The following is a 17,875-nucleotide window of genomic DNA, read 5'->3' as shown; positions in this document are numbered from 1 at the left end:
CACGGGATGTCGCTGTCAGAACATTACATGGACGCAGGCCGATTATGCACCTGACTAAACGCGACGGCGCGCTGGATCTGCTCAAGTGGCTGGCGCTGTTGAGCATGTTGTTCGATCACCTGCGATATGTCGGGTTCTCCGCCGATTGGCTGTACGTGCCGGGGCGGTTGGCGTTTCCGTGGTTTTGTCTGGCGATGGCGGCGAATCTGGCGCGCGATGGATTGCGGAGGATGGAATGGCGCTACTTGGGCTGGTTGTTATTGTTCAGTGCCGTGAGCGAGATTCCCTATCGGCTGTACATTCCCGACCCCGATACGCTGAACGTGATGCCGACGCTGGCGCTGGGCTTGTTGGTGGCGCGGGGGTGGCAGGATCCAACGATCATGTCGCGATTGCTGGGCGTTGCTGCGCTGATGCTGGCCGCCATGTTTCCGGAACGACTGATGTTTGGTTTCTTCGGGGTGTTGCTGCCGTTGGCGATGCTGCTGGTGTTTCGCCGCCCGTGGTATTTCAGCTTGTTGCCGGGTTTGATATGCCTCGCAGCGAATCAGTGGCAAGTGCTTTACGACTCGGCAAGGTTCGGTAGCAGCGTCGCCATTCTTGGTATTGCCACCTGTCTGTTTGCGCCAATGCTGGGGATGTTCCTGTTGCGACATGCGCGACATCTCCAGCCACCGGCGATGCGCCGCTGGGCCTACGCCCTCTATCCCACGCATTTCCTCCTGCTGCTACTTATCCGCCAGCTCGCCGCATAACCCCCTGTAGGAGTGAGCCTGCTCGCGATGGCGGCGTATCAGCCAACATTTGCTCATCTGACCCACCGCCATCGCGAGCAGGCTCACTCCTACAAGGGATCTGCGCAGATTCAACAAGGCATTTCAGGCCATGTCGTAAACGCACCTTTGCGTGGCGCGCGCAGGCATTTGAGCTGTCTGCGCCGGTCATACCATCGGCATCAAAGGGCACTGCCTTCATTGCCAGTGCCTTACCGAGACGAATGGCGCACAGATGCCGCTGGGAGAGACGCGATGTTCAGCAAGCAAGACCAGATCCAGGGTTACGACGATGCACTGCTGGCGGCGATGAATGCCGAGGAGCAACGTCAGGAAGATCACATCGAGCTGATCGCGTCGGAGAACTACACCAGCAAACGCGTGATGCAAGCGCAAGGCAGCGGCCTGACCAACAAGTACGCCGAAGGCTATCCGGGCAAGCGCTACTACGGTGGCTGCGAGCACGTCGATAAAGTCGAAGCGCTGGCCATCGAACGCGCCAAGCAGCTGTTCGGCGCCGATTACGCCAACGTCCAGCCGCACTCCGGTTCTTCGGCCAACAGCGCCGTGTACCTGGCGTTGATCCAGCCGGGCGACACCATCCTCGGCATGAGCCTGGCTCACGGCGGTCACCTGACCCACGGCGCCAAAGTGTCGTCCTCGGGCAAGCTCTACAACGCTGTGCAGTACGGCATCAACACCGACACCGGGCTGATCGATTACGACGAAGTCGAACGTCTCGCCGTCGAATCCAAGCCGAAAATGATCGTCGCCGGTTTCTCCGCTTACTCGAAGACGCTGGACTTCCCGCGCTTCCGTCAGATCGCTGACAAAGTCGGCGCGCTGCTGTTTGTTGACATGGCCCACGTCGCCGGTCTGGTCGCCGCCGGTCTGTACCCGAACCCGCTGCCGTACGCCGACGTGGTCACCACCACCACCCACAAAACCCTGCGCGGTCCACGTGGTGGGCTGATCCTGGCCAAGTCCAACGAAGAGATCGAGAAAAAGCTCAACGCTGCCGTATTCCCCGGCGCTCAGGGCGGCCCGTTGATGCACGTCATCGCCGGTAAAGCCGTGTGCTTCAAGGAAGCGCTGGAGCCAGGCTTCAAGGCTTATCAGCAACAAGTGATCGACAACGCTCAGGCGATGGCCAGCGTGTTTATCAAACGTGGCTACGATGTAGTGTCCGGCGGCACCGACAACCATTTGTTCCTGGTCAGCCTGATCCGTCAGGGCCTGACCGGCAAAGACGCCGACGCCGCCCTTGGCCGTGCGCACATCACCGTCAACAAGAACGCCGTGCCGAACGACCCGCAATCGCCGTTCGTGACCTCGGGCCTGCGCATCGGCACCCCGGCGGTCACTACTCGCGGCTTCAAAGTGACCCAGTGCGAAGTGTTGGCCGGCTGGATCTGCGACATCCTCGACAACCTTGGCGATGCCGATGTCGAGGCCAATGTTGCCCAGCAAGTGTCGGCCCTGTGCGCAGACTTCCCGGTTTATCGCTGAGTGTTCTGGAGTAACTGACTATGCAACGCTATTCGGGCTTCGGCCTCTTCAAACACTCCCTCAGCCACCACGAAAACTGGCAGCGCATGTGGCGCACGCCAACGCCGAAGAAGGTCTACGACGTGGTCATCGTCGGCGGCGGCGGGCACGGTCTGGCGACGGCTTACTACTTGGCCAAAGAACACGGCATCACCAACGTCGCCGTGGTCGAGAAGGGATGGCTGGGCGGCGGTAACACCGCGCGCAACACCACCATCGTGCGCTCCAACTACCTGTGGGACGAGTCGGCGCACCTCTACGAACACGCAATGAAACTGTGGGAAGGCCTGTCGCAGGACCTCAACTACAACGTGATGTTCTCCCAGCGTGGCGTCTACAACCTGTGCCACACCCTGCAGGACATCCGTGATTCCGAGCGTCGGGTCAGCGCCAACCGCCTCAATGGCGTCGATGGCGAACTGCTCAACGCCAAGCAAGTCGCTGACGAGATTCCGTACCTCGACTGCTCGAAAAACACTCGCTACCCGGTGTTGGGCGCGACCGTCCAGCGTCGCGGCGGCGTCGCCCGTCACGATGCCGTGGCCTGGGGCTTTGCCCGTGCCGCCGACGCCCTCGGCGTGGACTTGATCCAGCAGACCGAAGTGATCGGTTTCCGCAAGGAAAACGGCGTGTGCATCGGTGTTGAAACCAACAAGGGTTTCATCGGCGCCAAGCGCGTCGGTGTGGTCACGGCCGGTAACTCCGGGCACATGGCCAAACTCGCCGGTTTCCGTCTGCCGATCGAATCCCACCCGCTGCAAGCGCTGGTGTCCGAGCCGATCAAGCCGATTATCGACAGCGTGATCATGTCCAACGCCGTGCACGGTTACATCAGCCAGTCCGACAAGGGCGACCTGGTGATCGGCGCCGGTATCGACGGTTACAACGGCTACGGCCAGCGCGGTTCGTACCCGGTGATCGAGCACACCATTCAAGCGATCGTCGAGATGTTCCCGGTGTTGTCCCGCGTACGCATGAACCGTCAGTGGGGCGGCATCGTCGACACTACCCCGGACGCTTGCCCGATCATTTCGAAAACCCCGGTACCGAACATGTTCTTCAACTGCGGTTGGGGCACCGGTGGCTTCAAGGCAACGCCTGGCTCGGGCAACGTGTTTGCCGCGAGTCTGGCCAAGGGTGAAATGCACCCGTTGGCCGCACCTTTCTCCATCGACCGTTTCCACAACGGTGCGTTGATCGATGAACACGGCGCTGCTGCGGTTGCCCACTAACAGGAGAAATCCCCATGTTGCATATCTTCTGTCCTCACTGCGGCGAACTGCGCTCCGAAGAGGAATTCCACGCATCCGGCCAGGCGCACATTCCGCGTCCACTGGATCCAGGCGCCTGCACCGACGAGGAGTGGGGTGACTACATGTTCTTCCGCGACAACCCGCGCGGTCTGCACCATGAACTGTGGGATCACGTTGCCGGTTGCCGTCAGTACTTCAACGTCACCCGCGACACCGTGACCTACGAGATTCTCGAAACCTACAAGATCGGCACCAAGCCGCAATTCACCGACAAGGCTGATACGGCGAAAACAGCCACGACGGCGCTGGGAGAGAAGGTATGAGCCAGACCAATCGCCTGTCCAACGGTGGACGGATCGACCGCAACAAAGTGCTGAGCTTCACCTTCAACGGTCAGAGCTACAAAGGCTTCGAGGGTGACTCGCTGGCCGCCGCGCTGATCGCCAACGGCGTCGACATCATCGGCCGCAGCTTCAAGTATTCGCGTCCTCGCGGGATCTTCGCCGCCGGTGCCGAAGAGCCGAATGCGGTATTGCAGATCGGTGCCACCGAAGCCACACAGATTCCCAACGTGCGCGCCACGCAACAGGCGTTGTATCAAGGTCTGGTCGCGACCAGCACCAATGGCTGGCCGAGCGTCAACAACGACATGATGGGCATTCTCGGCAAGGTCGGCGGCAAGCTGATGCCGCCGGGTTTCTACTACAAAACCTTCATGTACCCGCAATCGTTCTGGATGACGTACGAGAAGTACATTCGCAAGGCTGCCGGTCTGGGTCGTTCGCCGACCGAAGTCGATCCGGATACTTACGACTACATGAACCAGCACTGCGACGTGCTGATCGTCGGCGCTGGCCCGGCCGGTCTCGCCGCTGCCCTGGCCGCTGCGCGCAGCGGTGCCCGAGTGATTCTGGCGGACGAGCAGGAAGAGTTCGGCGGCAGCCTGCTCGATTCTCGTGAAAGCCTCGACGGCAAACCGGCGATGGACTGGGTCGCCAGCGTCATCACTGAACTGAAGAACACCCCGGACGTGCTGCTGTTGCCGCGCGCCACGGTCAACGGTTACCACGACCACAACTTCCTGACCATTCACGAACGCCTCACCGATCACCTCGGTGACCGCGCGCCAATTGGCCAGGTGCGCCAGCGCATTCACCGTGTTCGCGCCAAGCGTGTCGTGCTGGCGACCGGTGCTTGCGAGCGTCCGCTGGTTTACGGCAACAACGACGTGCCGGGCAACATGCTTGCCGGTGCGGTGTCGACTTACGTGCGTCGCTACGGCGTCGCGCCGGGCAAGAAACTGGTGCTGTCGACCAACAACGATCATGCTTATCGCGTCGCTCTGGATTGGCTCGATGCCAGTCTGCAAGTGGTCGCCATCGCCGATGCGCGCAGCAATCCGCGTGGTGCGTTGGTAGAAGAAGCCCGCGCCAAAGGCATCCGCATCCTCACTGGCAGCGCCGTGATCGAAGCCCGTGGCAGCAAGCGCGTGACTGCTGCCCGCGTGGCGGCGATTGATGTTAAAGCGCACGCCGTGACCAGTCCTGGCGAGTGGCTCGACTGCGATGTGGTTGCCAGTTCCGGCGGGTACAGCCCGGTCGTTCACCTGGCTTCGCACCTCGGTGGCAAACCGACCTGGCGTGAAGACATCCTCGGTTTTGTACCGGGCGAAGCACCGCAGAAACGCGTGTGCGTCGGCGGCATCAATGGCGTCTACGGTCTCGGCGATTCGCTGGCTGACGGTTTTGAAGGTGGCGTGCGCGCTGCCGCTGAAGCCGGTTTCCAGACTGTCGAAGGCGTGCTGCCGAAAGCCCTGAGCCGTCACGAAGAACCGACGCTGGCGCTGTTCCAGGTGCCGCATGAAAAGAACACCGCACGGGCGCCGAAGCAATTCGTCGATCTGCAAAACGACGTGACCGCTGCGGCGATCGAACTGGCAACTCGCGAAGGTTTCGAGTCGGTCGAGCACGTCAAACGCTACACCGCGCTGGGCTTCGGCACCGATCAGGGCAAGCTCGGCAACGTCAACGGTCTGGCCATCGCCGCGCGCTCGCTGAACGTGACCATCCCGCAGATGGGCACCACGATGTTCCGCCCGAACTACACGCCGGTGACTTTCGGCGCCGTGGCCGGTCGTCACTGTGGGCACATCTTCGAGCCGGTTCGCCACACCGCGCTGCATGCATGGCATGTGAAGAATGGCGCCGAGTTTGAAGACGTCGGTCAGTGGAAGCGTCCATGGTACTTCCCGAAAAACGGTGAAGACCTGCACGCCGCCGTGAAGCGTGAATGCAAAGCCGTGCGCGACAGTGTCGGCCTGCTCGACGCCTCGACCCTCGGCAAGATCGACATTCAAGGCCCGGATGCCCGCGAGTTCCTCAACCGCGTGTACACCAACGCCTGGACCAAACTCGACGTGGGCAAGGCGCGCTACGGTCTGATGTGCAAAGAAGACGGCATGGTCTTCGACGACGGTGTCACGGCGTGCCTGGCCGACAACCATTTCGTCATGACCACCACCACCGGCGGCGCGGCTCGCGTGCTGCAATGGCTGGAGCTGTACCACCAGACCGAATGGCCGGACATGAAGGTCTACTTCACTTCCGTGACTGACCACTGGGCGACCATGACCCTGTCCGGGCCGAACAGCCGCAAGCTGCTCAGCGCCGTGACCGACATTGATCTGAGCAACGAAGCGTTCCCATTCATGACCTGGAAAGAAGGTCTGGTCGGCGACGTGCCGGCGCGGGTGTTCCGCATCTCGTTCACCGGTGAGCTGTCGTACGAAGTCAACGTGCAGGCCGACTACGCGATGGGCGTGCTGGAGAAAATCGTCGAGGCCGGCAAGCAGTACAACCTGACCCCGTACGGCACCGAAACCATGCACGTACTGCGCGCGGAGAAGGGTTTCATCATTGTCGGTCAGGACACTGACGGCTCGATGACCCCGGACGACTTGAACATGGGCTGGTGTGTGGGTCGCACCAAACCGTTCTCGTGGATCGGCCAACGCGGCATGAACCGTGAAGACTGCGTGAAGGATCAGCGTAAACAGCTGGTCGGTCTGAAGCCGATCGATCCGAACGTCTGGCTGCCGGAGGGCGCACAACTGGTGTTCAACACCAAGCAGGCGATCCCGATGACCATGGTTGGCCACGTGACTTCCAGCTACGCGCACAACTCCCTCGGTTATTCGTTCGCCATGGGTGTGGTCAAGGGCGGTCTGAAGCGCCTCGGTGAGCGGGTGTTTGCACCGCTGGCCGACGGCAGCGTGATCGAGGCGGAAATCGTGTCTTCGGTGTTCTTCGATCCGAAGGGGGATCGCCAGAACATCTGACACTGATCGTTCCCACGCTCTGCGTGGGAATGCATCCCGGGACGCTCTGCGTCCCAAGAGCGGACGCAGAGCGTCCATGGCGGCATTCCCACGCAGAGCGTGGGAACGATCAAGAATTCAGGAAGGTGCTTTATGACCACAGCCAATGTTTACCAACAACGCCCGACCACCGGCGCCAAGGCCGAGTCGTCGCTGCACCATGCCGACCTCGCCAGCCTGGTCGGCAAGGGCCGCAAGAACGCCGGCGTGATCGTGCGTGAGAAAAAACTCCTTGGCCACCTGACCATCCGTGGTGATGGCCACGATGCCGTGTTCGCTGCCGGTGTGAACAAAGCCCTGGGCATCGAATTGCCCGGCGCTCTGACCGTCATCGTCAAAGGCGAGACCAGCCTGCAATGGATGGGCCCGGATGAGTGGCTGCTGATCGTGCCAAGCGGTGAAGAATTCGCCGCCGAACAGAAACTGCGCGAAGCGCTGGGTGATCTGCACATCGCGATCGTCAACGTCAGCGGCGGCCAGCAAGTGCTCGAGCTGAGCGGACCGAACGTGCGTCAGGTGCTGATGAAATCCACCAGCTACGACGTGCATCCGAATAATTTCCCGGTCGGTAAAGCGGTGGGCACGGTGTTCGCCAAGTCGCAGCTGATGATTCGCCATACCGCTGAAGACACTTGGGAACTGCTGATTCGTCGCAGCTTTTCGGATTACTGGTGGTTGTGGTTGCAGGATGCTTCGGCTGAGTACGGGTTGAGCGTACAAGCCTAAAAGCTTACCCCCTCACCCCAGCCCTCTCCCCCAAGGGGGAGAGGGGGAAAGGGAGCCGATCTCGGGTGTTTTTGCGATCTGCATTCACATTCGGAATTTCAGGTCGGCGTAGCTCGAGAGAACACCTCGGTCAGTCCCCTCTCCCTCTGGGAGAGGGCTAGGGTGAGGGAAAAACCTGACACCCCGCACAAAGAACAGGAGTCACCGCACCATGAGCCGCGCCCCAGACACATGGATTCTGACCGCCGACTGCCCCAGCGTCCTCGGCACCGTGGACGCGGTCACGCGTTTTCTGTTCGAGCAGGGCTGCTACGTCACCGAGCACCATTCGTTTGATGACCGCCTCTCCGGGCGCTTCTTCATTCGCGTGGAATTCCGCCAGCCCGACGGTTTCGACGAGCAATCCTTCCGCGACGGCTTAGCCGAACGCGGCCAGGCCTTCGGCATGATCTTCGAGCTGACCGCGCCGAACTACCGGTCAAAAGTGGTGATCATGGTCTCCAAGGCCGATCACTGCCTTAACGACTTGCTCTATCGCCAGCGCATCGGCCAGTTGTCGATGGACGTCGCGGCGGTGGTCTCCAATCACCCGGATCTGAAACCGCTGGCCGACTGGCACCAGATTCCCTACTACCATTTCCCCCTCGACCCCAACGACAAGCCGTCGCAGGAGCGTCAGGTGTGGCAGGTGATCGAAGAGTCCGGCGCCGAACTGGTGATCCTCGCCCGCTACATGCAGGTGCTGTCGCCGGAGCTGTGCCGCAAGCTCGATGGCAAGGCGATCAACATTCATCACTCGTTGCTGCCGGGCTTCAAGGGGGCCAAGCCGTATCACCAGGCTTACAACAAAGGCGTGAAACTGGTGGGCGCGACGGCGCATTACATCAATAACGACCTCGACGAAGGGCCGATCATTGCCCAAGGCGTCGAGGCGGTGGATCACAGTCATTACCCTGAGGATCTGATTGCCAAGGGGCGTGATATCGAAGGCCTGACGCTGGCGCGGGCGGTTGGGTATCACATCGAAAGAAGGGTGTTTTTGAACGCCAATAGAACCGTCGTTCTTTAGATCGCTTTCGCGAGCAGGCTCGCTCCCACAGGGATTTGTGTTGAAACACAGGTCTCTGTCACACCAAAGATCAACTGTGGGAGCGAGCCTGCTCGCGAAGGGGCCATAACAAACAACGCAAAACCAACAAGCAATAACCCGAGCATTCAACGCGCTGCCTGCCTGGGCAACGCGGTTCCATAAAAACAACAGCGAGGTGAAAGCATGTCTGGCAATCGTGGTGTGGTGTATCTCGGCGCGGGCAAGGTCGAAGTACAGAAAATCGACTATCCGAAAATGCAGGACCCGCGCGGTCGCAAGATCGAGCACGGGGTCATTCTCAAAGTGGTTTCCACCAACATCTGCGGCTCCGACCAGCACATGGTGCGCGGCCGTACCACGGCGCAGACCGGTCTGGTGCTGGGTCACGAGATCACCGGCGAGGTGATCGAAAAAGGCTCCGACGTCGAAAACCTGAAAATCGGTGACCTGGTCTCCGTACCGTTCAACGTGGCTTGCGGGCGCTGCCGTTCCTGCAAAGAACAACACACCGGCGTCTGCCTGACCGTCAACCCGGCCCGTGCCGGTGGCGCTTACGGCTACGTCGACATGGGCGACTGGACCGGCGGCCAGGCGGAATACGTGCTGGTGCCGTACGCCGACTTCAACCTGCTGAAACTGCCGGACCGCGACAAGGCCATGGAGAAAATCCGCGACCTGACCTGCCTCTCCGACATCCTCCCGACCGGCTACCACGGCGCCGTCACTGCCGGCGTTGGTCCGGGCAGCACCGTTTACATTGCGGGCGCCGGCCCGGTCGGTCTGGCCGCCGCTGCCTCTGCGCGTTTGCTCGGTGCGGCGGTGGTGATCGTCGGCGACGTCAACACCATCCGCTTGGCTCACGCCAAATCCCAGGGTTTTGAAATCGTCGACCTGTCCAAGGACACCCCGCTGCACGAACAGATCGCCGCACTGCTCGGCGAGCCGGAAGTGGATTGCGCAGTGGACTGCGTCGGCTTCGAAGCACGCGGCCACGGCCACGACGGCGTGAAAGCCGAAGCGCCGGCCACCGTGCTCAACTCACTGATGGGCGTGGTGCGTGTGGCCGGCAAGATCGGTATCCCGGGCCTGTACGTCACCGAAGATCCGGGCGCCGTCGACGCCGCTGCGAAAATGGGCAGCCTGAGCATTCGCTTCGGTCTGGGCTGGGCCAAGTCCCACAGCTTCCACACCGGCCAGACGCCAGTGATGAAGTACAACCGCCAGCTGATGCAGGCGATCATGTGGGATCGCATCAACATCGCCGAAGTGGTGGGCGTGCAAGTGATCAGCCTCGATCAGGCACCGGAAGGCTATGGCGAGTTCGATGCGGGCGTGCCGAAGAAGTTTGTGATTGATCCGCATAAGTTGTTTAGTGCGGCGTAAGGTTCAAGCGCAATACAAAACGGCGACCTGAGGGTCGCCGTTTTTTGTTGCAAGCCCAGGTCAAAAGCGACCCTCACCCCAGCCCTCTCCCGGAGGGAGAGGGGGCCGACCGAGGGATGCTCACAATTTACGCCGACCTGAAAATACCGCTGTGAATCCATAATCGACTCGGTGTGGCAGGTCGATGTATGGTGCCAGACACCTCGGTCAGTCCCCTCTCCCTCTGGGAGAGGGTTAGGGTGAGGGGCTTTGCTTTACAGGCCCGCCAACGCCCCTTGGTACAACACCGGCCCAGTCGGCTGCCCGGTCGGCGAACCACCTTTCGGCTCAAGACTTACCGCCAGCGCAATCGGCTTACCGATCAAGACTTTCTGCGCCTCGTTCAACTCAACCTTGCCTTTGCCCCCCGCCGGAATAACGCCGAGAGAAATCGGTTTTCCGTCAGCCGGAATCGCCCACAGTTCCAGGCTGCGATCCGCATCAACCGCCGCCAGCGTCAGCGGCTCGACTTGCAGATAATCCGCATGCGCTTCGACCTTCAGCGCCGGTTGCGCATCGGCGGTCAGCAGGGTGGCGCGGTAGCGGGCGTCGTCGCGGTTGTACAGCGAGCCGAGGAAGACCAGCACCACGATCGAACACAGCACAGCGCTAACCCGTAGCCAGTTCCAGAACGGCCGCTTCTCGGGCACATGCAGCACTTGCGGTTCGATCCGCGCGGTAATGCCATGCCAGACGCGATCGGGCACCGGATGCTCCGGCAGAGATTCGGTGAGCCTCACCAGCGATTCCTGCCATTGCGCCAGTTCAGCCCTTAATGCTGCGTCATCCAGCAACAACTGCTCAAACCGCCGACGCGTAGCCGATGACATCAAGCCAATCGCATAATCGGCGGCGAGGGCGCGGCGCAGGGCAGGGGTCTGGTAGTTCATGATTCAAGGCACCGACGCAGGCGTTCCATGCCACGACGGATCCAGGATTTCACCGTTCCCAGCGGCGTGGCCAGGTGTTCGGCGAGTTCCGTGCACGACAATCCCTGAAAGTAGGCCACCGTAATCGACTGGCGCTGCATGCCGTCGAGGGTTTCAAGGCAGCGGTTCAACATCTGAGCCTCGCGGGCGCTGTTCAACTGATCATGTGCCGAAGGGCTTTCGTCCAGCAGCGCATCTTGTTCGAGATCCGTCAGCGGTCGGTCGCGGTGTTTGCGCAATTGATCGATAGCCTGATTGCGCGTGATGTTGATCATCCACGTCAACGGCGCCGACAGGTGCGCTTCGTAGCGCGAGGCGTTGTTCCAGATGCGCACGAAGGCTTCCTGCAGCACTTCTTCGGCCAGATCGGCGCGGCCCATGAAGCGCAGCGCGACGCCATGCAGGCGCGGGCCGACGCTGCGATAGAGCGTTTCGAAGGCGCGACGATCACCCAGTGAACACTGGGCCAACAACTGTCGCAGCTGATCGGTGTCGGCGATGGAAATGACGACTCTCCAGGCAAAGGTCGGGCGACGAGGGCTGGGCTCGGACTGTTCACAGGCTAGTTCAGCGACAGCGGTTGTGCCATTCATCGCGAGGGTGTCCGGGATTTCACGTTTTATATACGCAGGCCGGATGAAAATGGATGCGCCGCGCCGGAACATGCCGGCGGATACCCGGTCAAACCGGCAGTTTCACTGCCCGTTCAGCGGGTGGTTTTCACAGCGCAAGAGGATGTCTGAATGAAGATTTCACGCGGTTTTGCCTTGGCATCGCTCCTGACCCTGGCGGCCGGGCCGGTGTTTGCCGGTTTCAGTCTGAACGATGTCGCTGGTGCGGTTTCGGGGATGCAGGGCGGTGACAAGGCGGCCGCTGCGGCGCCGACCTCGGAAACCGCCGGTTTGCTCAGTGCCCTCAGTGCGCTGGATGTCACGCCGGAGCAAGCCGTTGGCGGTACTAGCGCGATGCTCGGGCTGGCCAAGAATCAGTTGAGCAGTACCGATTATTCGCAGTTGGCCAAGGAGGTGCCGGGCATCGATAAATTGTCCGGTGGCAGCGGCAATCTGGCGGCGTTGGGGGCTTTGCTCGGTTCGTCCGGCAAGTCCGCCGGGCTTGAGAATGCGCTGGGCAACGTCAAGGACACCAATGACCTGAACAATGCCTTCAGCGCATTGGGCATGGACAGCGGCATGATCGGCCAGTTTGCCCCTGTGCTGTTGCAATACCTCGGTCAGCAGGGCGTCGGCGGTTCGCTGCTGAGCAGCCTGGGCAGCATCTGGGGCGCCGGCACCGGTAGCTGATTCAGCCGCGCTCGCCGCGCAGTTCGGCGATGCGCTGATCCTTCTCGTTCCAGAGCTGGTTGACCCAGCTCTGGACCTTCTCGCGAAACGCCGGATCATTCTCGTAATCACCCTGCCACAGCGCCGGGTCGAGTTCGCGGGTCTTGATGTCGATGATCACGCGCGGCACGTTGCCGCTGATCAGATCCCAGAAACCCGGAATGTTCGCCTGTGGATAAACCACGGTGACGTCGAGAATCGCATCCAGTTGTTCACCCATCGCCGCCAAGACAAACGCCACGCCGCCGGCCTTGGGCTTGAGCAAGTGGCTGAACGGTGATTGCTGCTGCGCGCTTTTCGCGGCGGTGTAGCGTGTGCCTTCCAGATAATTGACCACGGTCACCGGCTGACGCTTGAACAGCTCGCAGGCCGCTTTGGTGATCTCCAGATCCTTGCCCGCCAGCTCCGGGTGCTTCGCCAGAAAGGCCTTGGTGTAGCGCTTCATGAACGGGTAATCCAGCGCCCACCACGCCAGCCCCAGAAACGGTACCCAGATCAGCTCTTTCTTGAGGAAGAATTTGAAGAACGGCGTGCGCCGGTTGAGGGTCTGGATCAGCGCCGGAATATCCACCCACGACTGGTGGTTGCTGACCACCAGATACGAGGTGTCGCCGCGCAAGTCTTCGCCACCGCGAATGTCCCATTGGGTGGGGATACACAGGCGGAAAATCAGTTTGTCGATCTCGGCCCAGGTCTCGGCGATCCACATCACCGTCCCCGACGCGTAATCGCGCCAGCGGCCTGGTGCGATCAGTTTGAGCAGGGCAAAGACCAGCAACGGCCCGATCAGGATCAGGGTGTTGAGCAACAGCAGCAGGGTGACGAAACAGCCGGTGAGCAGGCGGCGCATAAGCAACTCTTTGCAAACGGATGGGCGCGCCATGATAAGCAGCTTCGCGCGGCAGGCCAAATCGGTGGTGACGAATGTTTCACTTTCGTCGCGTTAACCTGATCGTTCCCACGCTCTGCGTGGTAACGCCGCCCGGGACGCTCCGCGTCCCTGTGACGCAGAGCGTCACTGGATGCATACCCACGCAGAGCGTGGGAACGATCAAGCGCGCAACGGTCTAAAATCCCGTTGCCCAACCTCTCAAGGAAGCCCCTTACGTGAAATCCCTCCTTGCACTGTTTGCCCTCGTCGCCCTGCCGGTCATGGCCGCCGAGCCGACCCTGTATGGGCGTTACGAATACATTGCGCTGCCGGAAATCGGCGGTGAAGTGCTCAAGGCCAAGATGGACACCGGCGCACTGACCGCCTCGCTGTCGGCCAAGGACATCGAAACCTTCACCCGCGATGGCGACGAATGGGTGCGTTTCCGCCTCGCCACCAAAGACGCCAGCAACAAGGTCTACGAACACAAGGTCGCACGGATCAGCAAGATCAAGAGCCGCTCGGACGAAGAAGACGAGGGTGAAAGCACCGAAGTCGCCAAACGCCCGGTGGTCGATCTGGAGCTGTGCCTGGGTAACGTCAAGCGTACCGTTGAGGTCAACCTGACCGACCGCAGCAACTTCAATTACCCGTTGCTGATCGGTGCCAAAGCCTTGCGCGAATTCGGCGCAGCGGTGAACCCGGCGCGACGCTTCACGGCCGACAAGCCGGACTGCTGAGCCAAGTGGTCTCATTGACGTAACGTCGGGCTTGGGGCACCGTTCGCGCACTTAACCTACGGGCTCGGACGCCATGCCTCATATCCTGATTGTCGAAGACGAAGCGGCGATTGCCGACACGCTGATTTTTGCCTTGCAGGGCGAAGGCTTCACCACCACGTGGCTGAGCCTCGGCGCGGCGGCGCTGGAGTATCAGCGGCAGACCCCGGCCGATCTGATCATCCTCGACATCGGCCTGCCGGATATCAGCGGTTTCGAGACCTGCAAGCAACTGCGGCGCTTCAGCGAGGTGCCGGTGCTGTTCCTCAGCGCCCGCGATGCCGAGATTGATCGCGTGGTGGGTCTGGAAATTGGTGCCGACGATTATGTGGTCAAGCCGTTCAGCCCGCGTGAAGTCGCGGCGCGAGTGAAGGCAATCCTTAAACGCATGGCGCCGCGTCCTGCGATTGAAGCCACTTCAGCGCTATTTAGAATCGATCCGGAGCGGATTCAAATCATTTATCGCGGCCAGACGTTGACCCTGACCCGCCACGAATTCCGCCTGCTGCAATGCCTGCTCGAACAACCCGAGCGGGTGTTCAGTCGCGAGCAATTGCTCGACGCGCTGGGTGTTGCGGCCGACGCCGGCTACGAGCGCAGCATCGACAGCCACATCAAAAGCGTGCGCGCCAAACTGCGTCTGGTGCGCGCCGACGCCGAGCCGATCCAGACCCATCGTGGCCTCGGTTACAGCTACAGCCCGGGGCACAGCTGATGTCACTGGGGCTGCGGATCTTTCTGGTGTATGTGCTGTTTGTCGGCCTGACCGGTTATTTCGTGCTCAACACGGTGATGGAAGAAATCCGTCCCGGCGTGCGCCAGTCCACCGAAGAAACCCTGGTCGACACCGCCAACCTGATGGCGGAAATCCTGCGGGACGATTTCAAGGCCGGCACCCTCAGCGAGAACCGCTGGCCCGAGTTGCTGCGCGCCTATGGCGAGCGTCAGCCGCAAGCGAGCATTTGGGGCTTACCGAAAAATCAGGTCAACCACCGCATTTACGTCACCGACGCCAAAGGCATCGTTGTGCTCGATTCCAGTGGCGTAGCCGTGGGGCAGGACTACTCGCGCTGGAACGATGTCTACCTGACCTTGCGTGGCGAGTACGGTGCGCGATCCAGTCGCAGCGATCCGGATGACCCAGCATCTTCAGTCATGCACGTCGGCGCGCCGATCCGCGACAACGGGCAGATCATCGGCGTGGTCACCGTGGCCAAACCCAACAGCTCATTGCAGCCTTATGTGGATCGTACCGAACGGCGCCTGCTGTTTTACGGCGCGGGTTTGATCGGCCTCGGTCTGCTCTTTGGTGCCTTGCTGTCGTGGTGGCTGAGCCGCGCACTGCACCGTTTGACCGGTTATGCACAAGCGGTGAGCGAAGGGCGGCGGGTGGAAGTGCCGCACTATCGCGGCGGTGAGCTGGAGCAACTGGCCACAGCGGTTGAGCAGATGCGCACACAGCTGGAGGGTAAGGCGTACGTTGAGCGCTACGTGCATACGTTGACCCATGAACTGAAAAGTCCGCTGGCGGCGATTCGTGGCGCGGCGGAGTTGCTGCAAGGTGAAATGCCGCCGGTTCAACGTCTGCGCTTTGTCGGCAACATCGACAGCGAAAGTGCGCGGATGCAGCAGTTGATCGAACGGTTGTTGAATCTGGCGCAAGTGGAACAACGTCAGGGCCTTGAAGAGCGGGTCGCTGTGCCGTTGGCGGCGCTGGTTGATCAATTGCTGCAGGGGCAGGCGGCGCGGATTGAAGGAAAGCAGTTGCGCATCGAACAGGCGATTGCGGCTGATCTTCTGTTGATCGGCGAGCCGTTTCTGCTGCGTCAGGCGTTGGGTAATCTGCTGGAAAATGCGCTGGATTTCACCCCGGTTGAGGGGCTTCTGCGCTTCAGTGCCGAGCGTCGGGATGAGCAGATTGAACTGCGTCTGTTCAATGAAACCGCTCCTATTCCCGATTACGCCTTGCCGCGTTTGACCGAGCGCTTCTACTCATTACCGCGACCGGACAGTGGGCGGAAAAGCACGGGGTTGGGGCTTAATTTCGTTGAAGAGGTGGTCAAGTTGCATGGTGGGTCGATGCAGATTCGTAATGTCGAAAGTGGTGTTGAGGTGACATTGCGTTTGTCTTGATACCGAGTTGCGGCCATCGCGAGCAGGCTCACTCCTACAGGGGAACGCATTCCAAATGTAGGAGTGAGCCTGCTCGCGATAGGGCCGGTGAAGTCTCCACACAATCTCCACAATCCCCCCACAAAACCCCCACACCCGATCACCAGACTCCCCCCATCCAAACAGGGAGAGTCCCATGAACAAGAATCTGACCATCAAGCTCGGCGCCATCGCCGTGTTGATCCTGCTGTTGCTGATACCTTTATTGATGATCGATGGCGTCATCGACGACCGCCAACAGTTGCGCGACGGCGTGCTCGAAGACATCGCCCGCAGTTCCAGCTACAGCCAGCAACTGAGCGGGCCGGTGATGGTGGTGCCGTATCGCAAAGTGATTCACAACTGGAAAACCAACGACAAAACCAACCAACGCTACGACGAACCGAGCGAAGAGCGCGGGCGTTTGTACTTCCTGCCGGAGCGTTTCGAACTCGACGGCCAGGTGCAAACCGAGCTGCGTGCGCGCGGCATTTATGAGGCGCGGCTGTTCCACGCCGATAACCGCATCAATGGCCATTTCTCGTTGCCAGCACAATTGGGCATTAGAGAAGACTTCAGCGATTACCAGTTCGATGCACCGTTTCTTGCGGTCGGCATCAGCGACATTCGCGGCATCGAAAATGCGCTGAAACTGGAACTCGACGGCCAGCGTCTGGACTTCGTGCCGGGCACCCAGGTCGGCTGGCTCGGCGAGGGTGTGCGAGTGACGCTGCCGCTGCTCGACACCAGCAAAACCACGGAACTGAGCTTCGGTTTTGACCTGCGTCTGCAAGGCACCGGTTCATTGCAGGTGTTGCCAGTGGGCAAGAGCAGCAGCGTCAGCCTCACTGCGAATTGGCCGCATCCAAGTTTCATCGGTAATTTCCTGCCGGCCAAGCGTGAGATCAACGATCAGGGTTTCAGCGCCGATTGGCAGACCACGTTCTTCTCCACCAACCTGCAAGACGCCATGAGCCGTTGCGTCAGCAGCAATGATTGCGAGGCATTCAACGGCCGCAGCTTTGGCGTGAGCTTCATCGATCCGGTAGATCAATATTTGAAGAGTGACCGGGCGATCAAATACGCGTTGCTGTTCATCGTCCTGACGTTCGCCGGTTTCTTCCTGTTCGAAGTGCTCAAAAGTCTGGCCGTGCACCCGGTGCAATACGCGCTGGTCGGTGTGGCGCTGGCGTTCTTTTATCTGTTGTTGCTCTCGCTGTCGGAGCACATTGGTTTTGCCCCGGCGTATCTGTTGTCGGCCAGCGGTTGTGTGTTGTTGATCGGGTTTTATGTCTGTCACGTGCTACGCAGTGTGCGTCACGGCTTGAGTTTTTCGGCGGGGCTGGCGGCGTTGTATGGCCTGCTCTATGGCTTGCTGAGCGCCGAGGATTACGCGTTGTTGATGGGCTCGTTGTTGCTGTTCGGTCTGCTCGGTGTGTTCATGGTGCTGACGCGCAAACTGGATTGGTACGGGATCGGGCAGAAACCGGCGAAGCCGTTGGAGTTTGATGTGGGGACGATGCAATGAGCCGGTCGCTGGGATTGCGTGAGGATCAGTGCTGGAAGGATGAGTTGGTGACGCGGATTATAGGATATTTGCCTGTGGAACCGAGGTGG

General features: G+C 60.7%; 16 protein-coding genes. 13 read left to right on the top strand and 3 right to left on the bottom strand.

Annotation, left to right across the window (positions count from 1 at the left end):
- Positions 1 to 44 precede the first annotated feature (44 nt).
- The 8 genes from PspS49_RS27195 (at position 45) to fdhA (ending at position 10,149) form a co-directional block, all read left to right on the top strand.
- Positions 45 to 755 carry a TraX family protein gene (locus tag PspS49_RS27195; RefSeq protein ID WP_127930047.1) on the top strand — a complete coding sequence of 237 codons (711 nt, stop codon included), beginning with the start codon at positions 45 to 47 and terminating at the stop codon, positions 753 to 755.
- Between the two features lie 273 nt (positions 756 to 1,028).
- The gene (locus tag PspS49_RS27190; RefSeq protein ID WP_007913117.1) at positions 1,029 to 2,282 is read left to right on the top strand and encodes a serine hydroxymethyltransferase; all 1,254 of its coding nucleotides are present in this window, start codon (positions 1,029 to 1,031) and stop codon (positions 2,280 to 2,282) included.
- Between the two features lie 20 nt (positions 2,283 to 2,302).
- Positions 2,303 to 3,553 carry a sarcosine oxidase subunit beta gene (locus PspS49_RS27185; protein WP_034155011.1) on the top strand — a complete coding sequence of 417 codons (1,251 nt, stop codon included), beginning with the start codon at positions 2,303 to 2,305 and terminating at the stop codon, positions 3,551 to 3,553.
- A 14-nt stretch (positions 3,554 to 3,567) separates the two neighbouring features.
- The gene (locus PspS49_RS27180) at positions 3,568 to 3,897 is read left to right on the top strand and encodes a sarcosine oxidase subunit delta (RefSeq protein WP_016986286.1); all 330 of its coding nucleotides are present in this window, start codon (positions 3,568 to 3,570) and stop codon (positions 3,895 to 3,897) included.
- On the top strand, positions 3,894 to 6,911 hold the full coding sequence (locus tag PspS49_RS27175; protein WP_160042124.1) for a sarcosine oxidase subunit alpha: 3,018 nt from the start codon (positions 3,894 to 3,896) through the stop codon (positions 6,909 to 6,911). The genes PspS49_RS27180 and PspS49_RS27175 overlap by 4 nt, the downstream gene beginning before the upstream one ends.
- A gap of 132 nt (positions 6,912 to 7,043) precedes the next feature.
- The gene (soxG, locus tag PspS49_RS27170) at positions 7,044 to 7,676 is read left to right on the top strand and encodes a sarcosine oxidase subunit gamma family protein (RefSeq protein WP_160042122.1); all 633 of its coding nucleotides are present in this window, start codon (positions 7,044 to 7,046) and stop codon (positions 7,674 to 7,676) included.
- A gap of 211 nt (positions 7,677 to 7,887) precedes the next feature.
- Positions 7,888 to 8,745, top strand: a complete 858-nt coding sequence (gene purU, locus PspS49_RS27165) for a formyltetrahydrofolate deformylase (protein WP_160042120.1) — start codon at positions 7,888 to 7,890, stop codon at positions 8,743 to 8,745.
- Between the two features lie 204 nt (positions 8,746 to 8,949).
- On the top strand, positions 8,950 to 10,149 hold the full coding sequence (fdhA, locus tag PspS49_RS27160; protein WP_034155015.1) for a formaldehyde dehydrogenase, glutathione-independent: 1,200 nt from the start codon (positions 8,950 to 8,952) through the stop codon (positions 10,147 to 10,149).
- Between the two features lie 254 nt (positions 10,150 to 10,403).
- On the opposite strand, the gene PspS49_RS27155 is transcribed toward fdhA, so the two are convergent.
- Both PspS49_RS27155 and PspS49_RS27150 read right to left on the bottom strand, forming a co-directional pair.
- Positions 10,404 to 11,078 carry an anti-sigma factor gene (locus PspS49_RS27155; protein ID WP_160042118.1) on the bottom strand — a complete coding sequence of 225 codons (675 nt, stop codon included), beginning with the start codon at positions 11,076 to 11,078 and terminating at the stop codon, positions 10,404 to 10,406.
- On the bottom strand, positions 11,075 to 11,710 hold the full coding sequence (locus tag PspS49_RS27150; RefSeq protein ID WP_150749701.1) for a sigma-70 family RNA polymerase sigma factor: 636 nt from the start codon (positions 11,708 to 11,710) through the stop codon (positions 11,075 to 11,077). The genes PspS49_RS27155 and PspS49_RS27150 overlap by 4 nt, the downstream gene beginning before the upstream one ends.
- 150 nt (positions 11,711 to 11,860) lie before the next feature.
- On the opposite strand from PspS49_RS27150, the gene PspS49_RS27145 reads away from it, so the two are divergent.
- Positions 11,861 to 12,418, top strand: coding sequence for a DUF2780 domain-containing protein (locus PspS49_RS27145; RefSeq protein WP_095112740.1), 558 nt, complete (start codon positions 11,861 to 11,863; stop codon positions 12,416 to 12,418).
- Between the two features lies 1 nt (position 12,419).
- Here the strand turns inward: PspS49_RS27145 and PspS49_RS27140 are convergent, their stop codons facing one another.
- Positions 12,420 to 13,307 (bottom strand): acyltransferase, encoded by an 888-nt coding sequence (locus tag PspS49_RS27140; RefSeq protein WP_150749700.1) that lies wholly within the window; start codon positions 13,305 to 13,307, stop codon positions 12,420 to 12,422.
- Between the two features lie 257 nt (positions 13,308 to 13,564).
- On the opposite strand from PspS49_RS27140, the gene PspS49_RS27135 reads away from it, so the two are divergent.
- From PspS49_RS27135 to creD, 4 genes are all read left to right on the top strand, one after another.
- Positions 13,565 to 14,068 (top strand): ATP-dependent zinc protease, encoded by a 504-nt coding sequence (locus tag PspS49_RS27135; RefSeq protein WP_095050277.1) that lies wholly within the window; start codon positions 13,565 to 13,567, stop codon positions 14,066 to 14,068.
- Between the two features lie 73 nt (positions 14,069 to 14,141).
- A complete protein-coding gene (creB, locus tag PspS49_RS27130; RefSeq protein ID WP_150775894.1) occupies positions 14,142 to 14,822 on the top strand; it encodes a two-component system response regulator CreB in 681 nt (226 codons plus the stop codon).
- Positions 14,822 to 16,240: a two-component system sensor histidine kinase CreC gene (gene creC, locus PspS49_RS27125; protein WP_160042116.1), complete on the top strand. Its 1,419-nt coding sequence runs from the start codon at positions 14,822 to 14,824 to the stop codon at positions 16,238 to 16,240. The genes creB and creC overlap by 1 nt, the downstream gene beginning before the upstream one ends.
- Before the next feature lie 175 nt (positions 16,241 to 16,415).
- Complete coding sequence (gene creD / locus PspS49_RS27120; protein ID WP_160042114.1) at positions 16,416 to 17,786, top strand: cell envelope integrity protein CreD; 1,371 nt, start codon at positions 16,416 to 16,418, stop codon at positions 17,784 to 17,786.
- Positions 17,787 to 17,875: the final 89 nt, after the last annotated feature.

Source organism: Pseudomonas sp. S49, from assembly GCF_009866785.1.
Taxonomy (GTDB): Bacteria; Pseudomonadota; Gammaproteobacteria; order Pseudomonadales; family Pseudomonadaceae; genus Aquipseudomonas.
Note: the sequence above shows the minus strand (reverse complement) of the source record. Positions and strands in the feature narration are given on the sequence as shown.

Coding starts and splice junctions, on each gene's coding strand:
- PspS49_RS27195 (WP_127930047.1), top strand. CDS start 45: ATGCACCTGACTAAACGCGACGGCGCGCTGGATCTGCTCAAGTGGCTG.
- PspS49_RS27190 (WP_007913117.1), top strand. CDS start 1,029: ATGTTCAGCAAGCAAGACCAGATCCAGGGTTACGACGATGCACTGCTG.
- PspS49_RS27185 (WP_034155011.1), top strand. CDS start 2,303: ATGCAACGCTATTCGGGCTTCGGCCTCTTCAAACACTCCCTCAGCCAC.
- PspS49_RS27180 (WP_016986286.1), top strand. CDS start 3,568: ATGTTGCATATCTTCTGTCCTCACTGCGGCGAACTGCGCTCCGAAGAG.
- PspS49_RS27175 (WP_160042124.1), top strand. CDS start 3,894: ATGAGCCAGACCAATCGCCTGTCCAACGGTGGACGGATCGACCGCAAC.
- soxG (WP_160042122.1), top strand. CDS start 7,044: ATGACCACAGCCAATGTTTACCAACAACGCCCGACCACCGGCGCCAAG.
- purU (WP_160042120.1), top strand. CDS start 7,888: ATGAGCCGCGCCCCAGACACATGGATTCTGACCGCCGACTGCCCCAGC.
- fdhA (WP_034155015.1), top strand. CDS start 8,950: ATGTCTGGCAATCGTGGTGTGGTGTATCTCGGCGCGGGCAAGGTCGAA.
- PspS49_RS27155 (WP_160042118.1), bottom strand. CDS start 11,078: ATGAACTACCAGACCCCTGCCCTGCGCCGCGCCCTCGCCGCCGATTAT.
- PspS49_RS27150 (WP_150749701.1), bottom strand. CDS start 11,710: ATGAATGGCACAACCGCTGTCGCTGAACTAGCCTGTGAACAGTCCGAG.
- PspS49_RS27145 (WP_095112740.1), top strand. CDS start 11,861: ATGAAGATTTCACGCGGTTTTGCCTTGGCATCGCTCCTGACCCTGGCG.
- PspS49_RS27140 (WP_150749700.1), bottom strand. CDS start 13,307: ATGCGCCGCCTGCTCACCGGCTGTTTCGTCACCCTGCTGCTGTTGCTC.
- creB (WP_150775894.1), top strand. CDS start 14,142: ATGCCTCATATCCTGATTGTCGAAGACGAAGCGGCGATTGCCGACACG.
- creC (WP_160042116.1), top strand. CDS start 14,822: ATGTCACTGGGGCTGCGGATCTTTCTGGTGTATGTGCTGTTTGTCGGC.
- creD (WP_160042114.1), top strand. CDS start 16,416: ATGAACAAGAATCTGACCATCAAGCTCGGCGCCATCGCCGTGTTGATC.